The organism is Arthrobacter sp. BC5 (assembly GCF_056680255.1).
In genome coordinates, this window is the sequence record NZ_JBWXPX010000003.1 from 28,439 (window position 1) to 41,365 (window position 12,927).

The window sequence follows — 12,927 nt, forward strand, 5'->3', positions numbered from 1 at the left end:
GTGCTTAGCTCTCGGGTCAAGACGCGGCCCCGGAGCTAGGACCGCCGGGAAGATGACCAGGCAGTTGAGCGTGACAGCCTCATTCGAGACCACTAGGACGGTCTGATCCAGGACCACCTGCGACTCGCCGGTTCCCTGTGACGGTTTGATTCAGGACCACCTCCAGTCTTGTTCCATCTGATGGGACGAGCTCGTGGAGGTTCGGATGAGGTTGCGTATGGAGTTGTTCGCCAGCATTCGAAGAGATGCCCGAGTTGAGGGCGCTTCGATCCGTGAGTTGGCCAAGCGATATCAGGTCGGCAGAGACACTGTCCGTCAGGCCCTCGCGAGTCCAGTCCCGCCAGCCCGGAAGGTGCCAGTACGTAGCGCGCCCCGCCTGGACAAGTTCAAGCAAGCGATCGACGCGATGCTCGTCGAGGACACGACGGCGCCACGGAAGCAACGCCATACCGCCCGGAGGGTTCTTGCCCGGCTGATCGAGGAGCACGGCGCCGGGGATCTTTCGTATTCGACGGTGCGGGACTACGTGCGGGTTCGCCGTGCGGAAATCGATGTTGAGGCCGGCCGCAGGGTCGAGGTGTTCGTCCCGCAGGAGCACGCGCCAGGGGCGGAAGCCGAGGTGGACTTCGGTGAGGTCTGGGTTGTTCTGGACGGGGTAAAGACGAAGTGCCACATGTTCGTCTACCGGCTCTCCCACTCTGGAAAGGCCGTTCACCGGGTCTATCCGACGCAGGCGCAGGAAGCGTTCCTCGAGGGACACATCGACGCGTTCACCGCTCTGGGCGGGGTCCCGACCAGACACATTCGCTACGACAACCTCACCAGCGCGGTCACGTCGGTGGTGTTCGGGCAGGGCAGGCAGCGGGTCGAGAATGACCGGTGGGTGTTGTTTCGCTCCCACTACGGTTTCGACGCCTTTTACTGCCAGCCCGGTATTACCGGCGCCCACGAGAAGGGTGGGGTCGAGGGTGAGGTGGGCAGGTTCCGGCGCAACAGGCTTTCCCCGATGCCCGTCGTCGCATCCCTGGATGAGCTCAATGATCGCATTCGGGTCTGGGAGGCAGAGGACGACGGGCGGCGGATCAATGACAGGATCCGCACCGTCGGTCAGGACTTCGACTCCGAACAGCCGCATCTCGCGCCGCTGCCGGCGGAGATCTTCGATCCTGGGTTGGTCCTGACGCCGAGGGTGGATCGGTCCTCGATGATCACCGTCCGGATGGTGAAGTACTCCGTACCGGCACGGTTCATCGGTCGGAAGGTCCGGGTCTCGCTACGGGCGTCCGAGGTCGTGGTCTTCGATGGCCGCACGATCGTCGCCAGGCATCAACGGATCACCGTCAAACACGGGCAATCAGTGCAGCTCGATCATTACCTCGAGGTCCTCAAAGCCAAGCCCGGTGCTTTCCCTGGTTCCACCGCCCTGGCGAGGGCACGGGAGGCTGGTTCATTCACCAGCGCTCATGACGCGTTCTGGGGGGCGTCCCGGCGGGTCAACGGCGACGCGGACGGCACCCGTGAACTCATCGACGTCCTTCTCCTGCACCGGTTCATGCACCCCGACGACATCCAGGCCGGCATCAGCGCAGCCCTCGGGGTCGGTGCGGTCAGCGCCGACGTCGTCGCGGTCGAAGCACGCCGACACGCAACCGAAAACCCGAACACACGCCAGGACCCAGCAGGGGTAAGTGGGTCCAGCTCGGGCCGTCCTTCCGATGATGATCGTGGTGCTCACGCCGAGGTCAAAGTGCAACGGGTTGTCAGCCTTACCCAACGCCGTCTCATGGACCCGGCCGCTGTCATCGCCGGCCTTCCACCCGATAGCCGCCCGATCCCGTCCGTCAGCTCCTACGACGAGCTGCTCGCCAAACGGGCTCCGTCGGACCCAGCAAGCACGTCCGCAGGCACCTCTGTCAGCCCGTCCGTCAGCATGTCGAAGGAGAACATCTCATGAGCCCCACCACCTCAACTACCACCGTGACCCCAACGCTGCGCCGGCGCCGCGGTCTAACCGAGCAGGCCGCCGTCGCGGCCGTGGACCAGGCCTGCCGCCGGCTACGGCTCCCTACGATCCGGGCGGTCCTGGACGAAGCCCTCTCCGTCGCGGGGAAGGAACAGCTCTCCTACCAGGGGTTCCTGGCCGAGCTGCTGCTGGCCGAGTGCGACGACCGTGACCGTCGATCCTCGAGCCGACGGGTGAAAGCCGCGAACTTCCCGCGGGACAAGTGGCTCGGGGACTTCGACTTCGACGCGAACCCCAACATCAACGCCGCGACGATCCACACGTTGGCGACCGGGGACTGGATCCGCAAAGGACAACCTCTCTGCCTCATCGGGGACTCAGGCACCGGAAAATCCCACCTCCTCATCGGCCTGGGCACCGCGGCCGCGGAGAAGGGGTACCGGGTCAAATACACGCTCGCCACGAGGCTCGTGAACGAACTCGTCGAAGCCGCCGACGAGAAGATGCTCGCGAAGACCATCGCCCGGTACGGCAGGGTGGACTTGCTCTGCATCGACGAGCTCGGCTATATGGAACTTGACCGACGCGGCGCCGAGCTGCTCTTCCAGGTCCTCACCGAACGCGAGGAAAAAAACTCGATCGCGATCGCGTCCAACGAGTCCTTCTCTGGGTGGACGAAGACCTTCACCGACCCGCGCCTCTGCGCAGCGATCGTCGACCGGCTCACGTTCAACGGAGCCATCATCGAAACCGGCACCGACTCCTACCGCCTCGCCCATACCCTCGCCCACCAGAGCCGTGTTCCACTTGAGCTGTGACCACGACACGGCAGGCTCTCGCCTCATTCGTTGTCGCGGTAGCCGTGTCAACAACATCAGGATGTGCGACCCCGAGGAACCGATGATGAAGAACATTCAATTGATTGCCGTGTCGGGTTCCGACGCGTCCGGTGAGCTCCCCTGGATCGTTGACCACCCCGTGCGATGGCTGCTTACGGAGCAAAACGGTAAAAAATTTGTCAGGGTCGGGACAGCGTGCGGAGGTTTCAGGGCCCAGGTAACAGTGACAAAGAGCCAGGTCACCGTGGACCAAGGGGCAATGCAGATCAGCGCACTGTACTGTGAGCCACCGTTGGCAGACTATGACCGTTGGGTGCATCAGTTTATTCAAAAACCCCTTCAGTATGAGTGGGACGAAGTGAATCTCAACCTCTCAAATTCGATAGGGTCGCTCACTCTGAAGCCCAAGGGCTAGAACTGATCCTCGAAGACCACATGGCGACCACCACCGGGAGCATCTGCTAAAGCCCATCAACTAGCAAAATTGAACTGCAGTCGGTATCAAGCACGCCCTACTCAAGACGTCGTAGACCACGCTTACGCTAGCCGTTCCGTACACAGAGAACGCCCCGCGCAGCACTTGCGCCGAGGGACGCTGGTCGCAGGATGGTCCTGAATCAAGCCGTCTTAGTGGTCCTGGATAGCGTTGACATATTCAGGCAGTGATGCGCAATCTGGTCTGGTCAGTTCCTTGGAACCTCAACGAGTAAGGGAGATGTAGTGAAGGCCGTAGTTTTCAAAGCCCCGTACGAACTTGCCATCGAGACCGTCGACGACCCGAAGATCGAAGGCCCGTTGGACGCGGTCATCAGGATCACGACAGCCAATATCTGCGGGTCCGATCTGCACCCCTACGAGGGGCGGGCTGACCTGGACGCGGGGATGGTGCTCGGCCACGAGAACATGGGTGTCGTCGAAGCCGTCGGCGCCGGCGTCGACCGGATCAGCGTCGGGGATCGGGTGTCGGTCCCTTTCAATCTGGCCTGCGGCACCTGCCGGAACTGCAACAACGGATACACCTCCGCCTGCCTGCGCGCCAACCCTTCCGGCCAGCCCGGAGCTGGGTACGGCTACCCCATGATGGGACCCTACTGGGGCGGCCAAGCAGAACTCCTCCGTGTCCCATGGGCGGACTTCAATCTCCTCAAACTTCCCGAAGGCACCGAGCACGAAGCCGATTTCACGATGCTCTCGGACATTTTTCCCACCGGCTACCATGCAACAGAATTGGCCATGGTCACTCCCGGGAAGTCCGTCGCTGTCTTCGGCGCCGGCCCTGTCGGCTTGATGGCCGCCCACAGTGCGTTCCTGCGCGGTGCCGCCCAGGTTTTCGTCGTCGACAAGGAACCGGACCGGCTAGCCCTGGCGGAACAGATCGGTGCGACAGCCATCAACTTCGCCGACACCGACCCGACAGAGGCGATCATGGAAGGAACCGACGGGTTCGGGGCCGACTGCGGTGTCGAAGCTGTTGGCTATCAGGCCCATGACCACACAGGGGAAGAACACCCGGAGATGGTCCTCGACAACCTAGTCAAAGTCGTTCGGGCGACCGGCCACATCGGTGTCGTCGGGGTGTACGTGCCCGAGGATCCCAAGGCGTCCAACGACGGCGCAAAGGAAGGGCGGATTGGCTTCAACTACGGGCAGGCCTTCACCAAGGGAATCAGCATCGCCGGCGGGCAGTGCCCGGTGAAAAAGTACAACCGGGAGCTACGCGACCTGATTATCCGAGGCCGCTCGACTCCTTCTTGGATCGTCTCCCACGAGTTGTCCCTCGACGAGGCCGTGGAAGCATACGCCAGCTTCGACAAGCGCGAGGACGGATGGACCAAAGTTCTCCTCCATCCGTAACCCGCTCCACTTCCTCAACAGCGTGCGCCCAGCGAGACAGGAAGAGGAAGCGCCCTAGATGCTGCCTCACCTCGGTCGCACCATCGCTGAACTAATTTACGGGTCGCATTCATCGCCTCGCGCGGTGGGTGCGGCCTGTACCCCATGTCACAGCTGCCACTCGATCTGCACCGAGCGCTCAATTAGCGCTTCGTGCAACCTTCACAGACGTGAGCACTATCGTGAAAGGACCTTATGACTGATCTTTCAGCCCTCGCCCTTGTCTGCACCCTTACCCCGTCCCCCGAACCCTCTAGCAGTGAGTTGATGGCCCAGCACATCCTCGACGAACTCAAAGGACAGAATGTCAGCACGTCCTCCGTGCGCATCGTGGACCATGATGTAAGACGCGGGGTTCTGACCGATATGGGCGACGGCGACGAGTGGCCGACGATTCGCGAGCAGATCTTGGCCGCGGACATCCTTGTCCTGTCCACCCCGATCTGGCTGGGCCACCCCTGCAGCGTCGCCCAGCAGGTCATGGAGCGACTTGACGCGGAACTGTCCGAAACAGATGACCAGGGCCGACCCATCATGTATGGGAAGGTCGCGACCGTCGCCGTCGTCGGCAATGAAGACGGAGCGCACAAGACCATTGCCGACATGATGCAGGGCCTCAACGACGTCGGCTTTACCCTCCCTGCCCAGGGTGGCACCTACTGGGTAGGCGAAGCCATGCAAACCACTGATTTTAAGGACCTCGACCGGGTCCCTGACCCTGTTGCCTCCACCAACGCCGGCCTCGCCCGGAATGCCGCACATCTCGCCCGCGCCCTGCGCACCTTCCGGTACCCCGCAGAGTAGGCTGGCACGGCTATTGCTCTCCGTGTGGCTTTCTCTCAGCCACTTGGGAACTGTATCTAAGGAGGTAGCACGCGATGAACAATTCACAGGCCCGGGTTCATCATCGGTTGCGGGCTGTGCTGGAGCTCCTGGCCGCGCACGCATGGTCGAAGACAATCGTGCCGCCGACAACACTTCTGGCCATGGTCATCACGGAGCTGCCCCTCGACGAGCGGGAAAGTGAACTGCTGAGCGGAGGAGTGCCGCGCGGATACAAACAACTTGTCACCGCCACAACGCATCTCGTCAAAGCAGGCTGGCTCATCAAGCACCGCCGCGGGTGGATCATCACACATGAAGGGTTACGCGCCCTTGTCGCCTTCCCCACCACTGCCGACTTTTCGGATGCGATCAGCAGCGCGAAGTCCGTCCCTCCTAATACCCCGCTACCCTCGGCTCCGCCTGTCGCCCCTGATAAAACGTCCTCCACTAGCACAGCTCACGAAGCCGACACTCACCACCACATCCGCCCTGAGTCCTGCCGAGGAAGCGCCTCTGAACACCGAGGGCGTTAGAGCATTAGGGAGCAACCTTGATACTCGGTCCAACAGTGATGGCGATGATGATGATCGTGACACTGTTCGTTCACTCGTCACTGATCCCGGCCTACCAACAGGACAGCAGCCAGATGCTGTGTCCATCGCGGGTGACTTCGAGCCGTTCCTCCGTCCTACAGAAATTTGGGTGCCGCACCTGGACAAGGTTCAAATGACCTTTGATCCAACAGATCGGCTGTGGAAGCTTCGCGTGCACCTGCCCACAGCCCTCTACCACTACAAGGTTGCGATCAACCGATCATGGGAGGAAAACTACGGCATGTTCGGTGTCCCACACGGTGCTGATATCGAACTTGATTTACTCGCCGAAGGGGACCTTATTTTCCAGTTCGATTACGCCACGAAACATGTGGAAACCGTCTACGTTGGGAGCAACTTATGAGCCTGCAGCAGATGCTGAACACCCACCCACTCCACAAGCAGGAAAATACTCCGGTTTCAGACGGCATGGACACAAGTGCCCTGCTTGCCGCAGTTCAAGCCCTTCTGGAATGTGCGCAGACCTGCACAGCCTGCGCCGATGCCTGCTTGTCCGAGGACGCCGTCGAGCCACTGAGGGGGTGCATTCGGACGAACCAGGACTGCGCGGACATGTGCACAACAACGGCGAACTCACTGATCCGACGCACCGCTGCCGACTCCCACTACACACGGGCACTGTTGGAAACATGCCGCCTCATCTGCGCTCTCTGTGCCCAGGAATGCGAAAAACACTCCCACCACAGTCACTGCCAGGTCTGCGGCCAAGCCTGCCGACAAGCCGAACGGGCCTGCACCGAGCTCCTCGCCAACCTCACCTGACAAACGATCTTCCTCTTACCGTCCTGAGACATAGTGCTGGCTGGCGAACACCAGCAGGCACTACGCCAGCACGGGTACAACTCGCCTGCGCTCGATGGGTGTGCATTCCGTGCGCCCGGGTATACGTACCTGAAGTATAGGGACTGTAAGAAAAACGGTGTGTGAGGGTCCGGCCTGATCCGAAAGGAGACGGCCGTGACTGGCTTCACGATCAACAAGACAGAGGAGATGATCGATCCTGTGACGGGAGAGATTATCGATCAGAAGGACCTTGCCGAACGGCTGCTCGCCACCCCCGTACAGCGCCAGTTCATCTGCCTGGTGACAAGGGCACAGTGTTCCGCCCCCAGAACGCCGCGCACACAATGGCCAGCAACCTACTCATGCACAAAAGTTGGACGAGGCCCACGACAGGTCCGGTGAAGACACTCACCGGACCTTGCCCAGTTTCCTTTTACCGGCCTTGGAACTAAACTCCGTGGACGGTCTAGCAGAGGGCCATGGAAAACCGGAACGATTCGGAGTTCACCATGGAATGGTCCGCATACACGGTTTCCCCCAGTCAGCCCCCACATGCCGGTGACACATCACCCGCTGATGGTCCCGCCCTGACCGGAGCTCGCGATGATGAGACCCACGCTCTACAGGCCGTAGTCGACGAATCCCAGTTCACCTCGATGCCCCTGCAGGATCTGCGGGCACTGTGCAACCGGACGTATGAGGCTTTGGATGCGGATCAGCCTTCCCTCGAGACGGTGTACCTGTACCAGGAGATGATTGATGTACTGGAAACGCGGGAAGCAGTTGTCCGCAAGCCCGGACGCACACATCCAAGGGAACGTTTCAGGGACAACCAGTGGTCAAGCACGTTCGAGTTAATCCGTGACGGCATCGTCGCCGGATACGTGAAGTACCGGATCCGGGGCGGGAACGTTGCCCTCCTTCACATGGTCCTCGACCCACGATTTGTGAATGCTGGTGTCGAAGCTTCCCTGGTTCGACATGTCATCCTCGACCTTCACCACCGCAGACTCGCCGCAACGTCCTTCTGTCGAGAAGTCGATGATTTTATCGTCGATCACCCCGAGTTGGCGGGCCTTGTGCCCCTTCAGCACCGACATAACGATGACCGGGTCATCCCGCTGCCCCACCACAATAAACAAGCCACCAGTTCCCACATGCCGAGCGGACACGTCGCTCCTAAAAGCTAGTGCTGGACGTCGAGGGTAGAACGGGGGGTTACTTTTCGGGCTGGTCAGGACAATGATGGACAGCAGGCTTACATTCGTGGAGCAGGACCAGCGCCACGGTGCGGGCCGGGATTGTCATACACCTGTTAGGTACGTCTAGAAGCTACACATGTTGTGGAGGATGAAATGCCAGTTCGTGCGCGAGACATCATGACCGGCGGCGTGGAGTGCGTCGGTGAACGGGAAACCCTGGAGCAGGCAGCCCGAAAGATGAAGGACCTGAACGTGGGGTCCCTACCCATCTGCGGGGAGGACCAGCGGCTCAAAGGGATGATTACCGATCGCGACATCGTCGTCAAATGCCTTGCCGATGGTGGCGACCCGAAGACCGTGACGGCCGGCGATCTAGGGCAGGGCAAACCCGTGACCATCGGCGCCGATGATGAGATCGACGTGGCCATCATGACCATGCAGGAACACCAGGTACGCAGGCTGCCGGTCATCGACGGACACGACCTCGTCGGCATTCTGACCCAAGCCGATATCGCCCGGAACTTTCCGGATGAACGGGTCGGGGAACTCGTGGAGTTCATCTCTTACTAGGAACCGCGTGCTTGCGAAAATTCGGGGCACAACCTGCACAACGGTGAGGAAGTGTGGGAACGCCTGTGACACGAGGAGGGTTTGATGGCCGTCTGTGATACCTGCGGCAACGACTACGACAAAGCATTCACGATCACCAGGGGTACGGAAACCGGGACGTTCGACAGTTTCGAGTGTGCGGTCCAAGCGATGGCCCTGCTGTGCGCTCACTGCGGATGCCGGATCCTCGGACACGGTGTGGAAGTCGGGCACAGCATCTTCTGCTGTGCGCATTGCTCCAGGCAGGAGGCTGCTCCGGGGGCAGAGGACAGAGTGTGAGTAGGCCCCGATTCTTCGACCGGCGCGCCGCGGGACGAGAACTGGCCGACCTTCTGGGTGCGTGGATGTCCGGGAACCCCCTCGTGCTGGGTCTTCCCCGCGGGGGCGTTCCGGTAGCAGCCGAAATAGCGCATGAACTGGAAGCTGACCTGGATGTGGTGGTAGTGCGCAAGCTCGGGTTCCCGGGGCATCCGGAAGTCGCTATGGCGGCATTGGCGTCGGCGGCCGGAACAACCGAGCTGGTGAGGAACCAGGACCTCATGGTCGAACTCGACAAGCTCGCGGACGGGCGCCGGTTGTTCGAGGAAACGCTCGCCCGAGAAACCGTTGAGCTCGCCCGGCGTGAAAGGAAATACCGCGGGCAGCGCCCTCCCCTGGTGGTCAACGGGCGCACGGTAATTGTCGTTGATGACGGGCTGGCTACCGGTGCCACCATGCGCGCGGCCGTAGCCGCGCTACGCACCCTCGACCCTGACCGGATTATCGCTGCGGCACCCGTGGGTGCGCCGACCGCCGTACGACACGTGCAGATGCTGACCGACGACATCGTCTGCCCATGGCAACCGGAGAACTTCCGTGCTGTTGGTGCCGAGTATGAGCATTTTGGGCAGACGAGTGATGACGAGGTCCATTCCCTTCTTGCCGGGTGGGCGACTGTTGATGAAGCTCGTACAGCTGACAAGAAAGAGGTCCAAGCATGAACGATGTAGTTGATATCCGGAACGCGGCCTTGCCGCTGAGGGAAGCAGCCGATCTGGACCCGCTGCTCGAGTTGATCGGGGATGCCCGGTACGTGCTCCTCGGTGAGGCGTCCCACGGCACCCACGAATTCTACGCCTGGCGCGCTGCCTTGACACGGCGGCTGATTGAGGAGCACGGGTTTTCCTTTGTCGCCGTTGAGGGCGACTGGCCAGACTGCTGGGACGTGCATCGCTCAGTCACTGCGGCAGCGGGGGCACCGGAAGATCCGGCCGAAGTCCTGGGCGGCTTCAACCGTTGGCCGACCTGGTTATGGGCCAACACGGACGTCGTCGACTTCACCCGGTGGCTGCGCTCCCACAATCTAGGCCAGAAACCGGGCCAACGCGCCGGTTTTTACGGACTCGATGTCTACAGTCTGTGGGATTCGTTGCGTTCTACCCTGCAGTATCTGGAGGAACACCAGCCGCAGCACGTTGAGTCGGCTCTTGAGGCCTTCCGGTGTTTTGAGCCCTATGCGGAGGACGCCCAATCCTACGCGCGCTCAACCCGGTGGGTTCCGTCCGGGTGCGAACAGGAAGTGGTGGACCTCCTCCGTAATCTGAACTCGTCCGGGCCCGTAGGCGGGACCGGACGGGATGCCCAATTCAACGCCACACGAAACGCCCGTTCGGCGGCAGGCGCCGAAGCCTACTACCGGGCCATGGTCCAAGGCGGGCCGGAATCATGGAACATCCGCGACCGCCACATGGCCGAGACCCTTGATGCGCTCATGGACCACCACGGGCCGCACAGCAAGGCCATCGTGTGGGAACACAACACCCACATCGGTGATGCCCGGTGGACAGACATGGCCGCTGCCGGCATGGTCAACGTCGGCCAGCTCGTGCGGGAGAAGCATTCCGAGGACGGCGTCATCCTCGTGGGCTTCGGATCCCGCAAAGGGCACGTCCTGGCCGCCGATCGTTGGGGCGGGCATGTTGCGGCGATGCCGGTGCCTGCGGCAAGGGACGGAAGCATCGAGCAGTTGCTCCATGACGCGCTGACGGAGCGTGAATCGGCGCTGTTTGTCTTCAACAGCGGCGAGACAGGGTGGGCCGGCCGTAGCCGCGCCCACCGTGCCATTGGCGTCGTGTATCACCCCGACGCCGAACGGCAGGGGAACTACGTACCGACAGTGCTCAACCGCCGCTACGACGCTTTCCTCTGGATCGATCAGACAACGCCCCTCGTACCACTGGCCGCTACCGGGCAGGGTCTGGAGATGGCCACATGGCCCACCGGCGATTAAACAGTCACATAATCAGGCTCTACCTTCCCCCTATTGGCGTGCGATGGCAGTTCCTTGTGGTCGTAGCCCAGCAGGATGCATATAGTCAGAAAGCTCTCGGCACCGCAAGCACATCATTATCGATCGGAAGGAAACCCTCATGGGCTTAGCAAACACCATCAGAAACGTTGCCGGACGACTCGCCGGCAGGGTCAACCCCATGGGGTGGCGTGCCGGCCCCGGCAGCGGCCCAGACACTCCCGGCAGGAACGGAGCCGGCACACCCGATTCAAGGGGCGTCAGCGCAAGGATCCGCAGCATCCTCACACGGCGATAACCCCACGGTCCTAGCCACCTGAACCGGCCAAGCACTCAATGATGTCGCAACACACCTCGCGACGATCGGACAAAGTGACGACTTGCGTAACGGGGCGTGAATTCGACCAACAGGTCACCTGGTACCCACTTTGCGTGTTTGCGTGGATGTCAAAGCTGATGATCACCTTTTATAAGCAAGCGGGGGCATCTACCGTTGAACAATCCAGGTCCAGCAGAGTGATGTCACTGGTCCACCCGCCGAAAGTTCACCAAGTATCAAATTTACCGAAGGAGTTCGTGGGTATGAGTCAGCCAAAGCAGCAGCAGGACGTTCCGGGTATTCAGGCCCGCATGGATCCCATCCCGGACTGTGGTGAGCTCAGTTACCGTGGTTCGGGAAAGCTTGCGGGCAAGGCAGCGGTCATTACCGGTGGTGACAGCGGAATCGGTCGTGCTGTGGCGATCGCTTTCGCCAGGGAAGGCGCGGATGTACTGATCTCCTTTCTCAACGAGAACGAAGATGCCCAGGAAACTGCCCGATACGTCGAAGAAGCCGGACGACGGGCCGTGCTGGTGCCGGGCGACCTGTCCGAAGCCGACCACTGCCGCGCTGTTATCGATCGTGCAGTAAACGAATTCGGGAAAGTCGATGTCCTGGTAAGCAATGCCGCCTATCAGATGAACCATCAGTCCTTGGATGAAATATCGGATGAGGAATGGGATTATACATTCAAAGTCAACATCGGTGCGATGTTCCATCTTGTCAAGGCTGCCGTCCCACATATGGCACCAGGATCATCGATTATTGGTAGCTCCTCCGTGAACTCCGACACGCCCAGTCCCACGCTTGCTCCCTACGCAGCAACCAAAGCTGCGATAGCGAACTTCTCGGCCAGCCTGGCCCAGTTGCTGGGCGAGAAAGGAATCCGAGTCAACAGCGTGGCTCCGGGCCCCATCTGGACCCCACTGATTCCAGCGACCATGCCCGAGGAAAAAGTACAGTCCTTCGGCGATGACGTCCCGCTCGGACGGGCCGGTCAGCCCGCCGAACTGGCACCGACCTACGTCCTGCTCGCCTCCGAAGACGGCAGTTACATGTCAGGCTCCCGCATCGCTGTCACCGGAGGGCGACCCATCCTGTAAACCAGAGGCGTGACCACATTTCACGCACACGGTGTTGTCTCCAGCAGGTTCGGGCGGGCTGGTCAGCTCGAAGCATCCCCTGCCTCTTGTGGCGATCCTTCGGCCTGCACCCCGCTGAGATGCGTCCCCCTCGATTTACGGCAGGGAGAGTGTTTCGGTGCCTCAGGCACCAGTTTGGTTTAGACTCGCTGCCGGGTAGCCGGGGCGGACGGCCTTCACACACTCTCCGTCCCGGCCGTCCCTGCTCGCGGAGAGTCTCTGTGTTCGAGAATGATCTTATGAGCTGACCGCACAAAGGACGGCCTCGCTGCAACCGCAGCCCACCTCGGCGGGCTGCTAAGTATCGCGTCGATCTGCATCCACGTCGATCCACATCCACCAGGTTGCAATGATTCCAATGGGCTGACTGCGGCACGGAACTCGTTCCGTCGGAGCTTCGCGATGCGATCGAGTGATTAGTGTTGCAACGACCGGAGCCGATCGCGGCGTT

14 protein-coding genes are annotated in these 12,927 nt (G+C 61.2%); 13 read left to right on the forward strand and 1 reads right to left on the reverse strand.

What is annotated here, in order from left to right; all coding sequences use genetic code 11:
• Positions 1-205: 205 nt before the first annotated feature.
• The 8 genes from istA to AC1MFI_RS19080 all read left to right on the forward strand — a co-directional run bounded on the left by istA (position 206) and on the right by AC1MFI_RS19080 (position 6,896).
• Positions 206-1,954 (forward strand): IS21 family transposase, encoded by a 1,749-nt coding sequence (gene istA / locus AC1MFI_RS19045; RefSeq protein ID WP_479821321.1) that lies wholly within the window; start codon positions 206-208, stop codon positions 1,952-1,954.
• Positions 1,951-2,781 (forward strand): IS21-like element helper ATPase IstB, encoded by an 831-nt coding sequence (gene istB / locus AC1MFI_RS19050; protein ID WP_479821322.1) that lies wholly within the window; start codon positions 1,951-1,953, stop codon positions 2,779-2,781. The genes istA and istB overlap by 4 nt, the downstream gene beginning before the upstream one ends.
• Positions 2,782-2,863: 82 nt before the next feature.
• Entirely contained in the window at positions 2,864-3,217 is a 354-nt protein-coding gene (locus AC1MFI_RS19055; RefSeq protein WP_479821323.1) for a hypothetical protein, read from the forward strand.
• A 305-nt stretch (positions 3,218-3,522) separates the two neighbouring features.
• Positions 3,523-4,656, forward strand: coding sequence for a glutathione-independent formaldehyde dehydrogenase (locus tag AC1MFI_RS19060; RefSeq protein ID WP_479821324.1), 1,134 nt, complete (start codon positions 3,523-3,525; stop codon positions 4,654-4,656).
• 234 nt (positions 4,657-4,890) lie between these two features.
• Positions 4,891-5,499, forward strand: a complete 609-nt coding sequence (locus AC1MFI_RS19065; RefSeq protein ID WP_479821325.1) for a flavodoxin family protein — start codon at positions 4,891-4,893, stop codon at positions 5,497-5,499.
• Between the two features lie 74 nt (positions 5,500-5,573).
• Entirely contained in the window at positions 5,574-6,053 is a 480-nt protein-coding gene (locus tag AC1MFI_RS19070; RefSeq protein ID WP_479821326.1) for a hypothetical protein, read from the forward strand.
• A 118-nt stretch (positions 6,054-6,171) separates the two neighbouring features.
• Positions 6,172-6,477: a pullulanase X25 domain-containing protein gene (locus tag AC1MFI_RS19075; RefSeq protein ID WP_479821327.1), complete on the forward strand. Its 306-nt coding sequence runs from the start codon at positions 6,172-6,174 to the stop codon at positions 6,475-6,477.
• A 65-nt stretch (positions 6,478-6,542) separates the two neighbouring features.
• On the forward strand, positions 6,543-6,896 hold the full coding sequence (locus AC1MFI_RS19080; protein WP_479821423.1) for a four-helix bundle copper-binding protein: 354 nt from the start codon (positions 6,543-6,545) through the stop codon (positions 6,894-6,896).
• A gap of 875 nt (positions 6,897-7,771) precedes the next feature.
• Here the strand turns inward: AC1MFI_RS19080 and AC1MFI_RS19085 are convergent.
• Positions 7,772-8,089, reverse strand: coding sequence for a hypothetical protein (locus AC1MFI_RS19085; RefSeq protein ID WP_479821328.1), 318 nt, complete (start codon positions 8,087-8,089; stop codon positions 7,772-7,774).
• Between the two features lie 183 nt (positions 8,090-8,272).
• On the opposite strand from AC1MFI_RS19085, the gene AC1MFI_RS19090 reads away from it, so the two are divergent.
• The 5 genes from AC1MFI_RS19090 to AC1MFI_RS19110 all read left to right on the forward strand — a co-directional run bounded on the left by AC1MFI_RS19090 (position 8,273) and on the right by AC1MFI_RS19110 (position 12,437).
• Positions 8,273-8,689, forward strand: coding sequence for a CBS domain-containing protein (locus AC1MFI_RS19090; protein WP_334211746.1), 417 nt, complete (start codon positions 8,273-8,275; stop codon positions 8,687-8,689).
• An 84-nt stretch (positions 8,690-8,773) separates the two neighbouring features.
• Positions 8,774-9,007, forward strand: a complete 234-nt coding sequence (locus AC1MFI_RS19095) for a hypothetical protein (protein WP_479821329.1) — start codon at positions 8,774-8,776, stop codon at positions 9,005-9,007.
• An 83-nt stretch (positions 9,008-9,090) separates the two neighbouring features.
• A complete protein-coding gene (locus tag AC1MFI_RS19100) occupies positions 9,091-9,708 on the forward strand; it encodes a phosphoribosyltransferase (RefSeq protein ID WP_479821330.1) in 618 nt (205 codons plus the stop codon).
• The gene (locus AC1MFI_RS19105; protein WP_479821331.1) at positions 9,705-10,997 is read left to right on the forward strand and encodes an erythromycin esterase family protein; all 1,293 of its coding nucleotides are present in this window, start codon (positions 9,705-9,707) and stop codon (positions 10,995-10,997) included. The genes AC1MFI_RS19100 and AC1MFI_RS19105 overlap by 4 nt, the downstream gene beginning before the upstream one ends.
• Before the next feature lie 600 nt (positions 10,998-11,597).
• A complete protein-coding gene (locus AC1MFI_RS19110) occupies positions 11,598-12,437 on the forward strand; it encodes an SDR family oxidoreductase (protein WP_479821332.1) in 840 nt (279 codons plus the stop codon).
• The last annotated feature ends 490 nt before the right edge of the window (positions 12,438-12,927 follow it).

Bases quoted from the DNA above. Each gene is read 5' to 3' on its own strand.
- istA (WP_479821321.1), top strand. From the start codon at position 206: ATGAGGTTGCGTATGGAGTTGTTCGCCAGCATTCGAAGAGATGCCCGA.
- istB (WP_479821322.1), top strand. From the start codon at position 1,951: ATGAGCCCCACCACCTCAACTACCACCGTGACCCCAACGCTGCGCCGG.
- AC1MFI_RS19055 (WP_479821323.1), top strand. From the start codon at position 2,864: ATGATGAAGAACATTCAATTGATTGCCGTGTCGGGTTCCGACGCGTCC.
- AC1MFI_RS19065 (WP_479821325.1), top strand. From the start codon at position 4,891: ATGACTGATCTTTCAGCCCTCGCCCTTGTCTGCACCCTTACCCCGTCC.
- AC1MFI_RS19070 (WP_479821326.1), top strand. From the start codon at position 5,574: ATGAACAATTCACAGGCCCGGGTTCATCATCGGTTGCGGGCTGTGCTG.
- AC1MFI_RS19080 (WP_479821423.1), top strand. From the start codon at position 6,543: ATGGACACAAGTGCCCTGCTTGCCGCAGTTCAAGCCCTTCTGGAATGT.
- AC1MFI_RS19090 (WP_334211746.1), top strand. From the start codon at position 8,273: ATGCCAGTTCGTGCGCGAGACATCATGACCGGCGGCGTGGAGTGCGTC.
- AC1MFI_RS19095 (WP_479821329.1), top strand. From the start codon at position 8,774: ATGGCCGTCTGTGATACCTGCGGCAACGACTACGACAAAGCATTCACG.
- AC1MFI_RS19105 (WP_479821331.1), top strand. From the start codon at position 9,705: ATGAACGATGTAGTTGATATCCGGAACGCGGCCTTGCCGCTGAGGGAA.
- AC1MFI_RS19110 (WP_479821332.1), top strand. From the start codon at position 11,598: ATGAGTCAGCCAAAGCAGCAGCAGGACGTTCCGGGTATTCAGGCCCGC.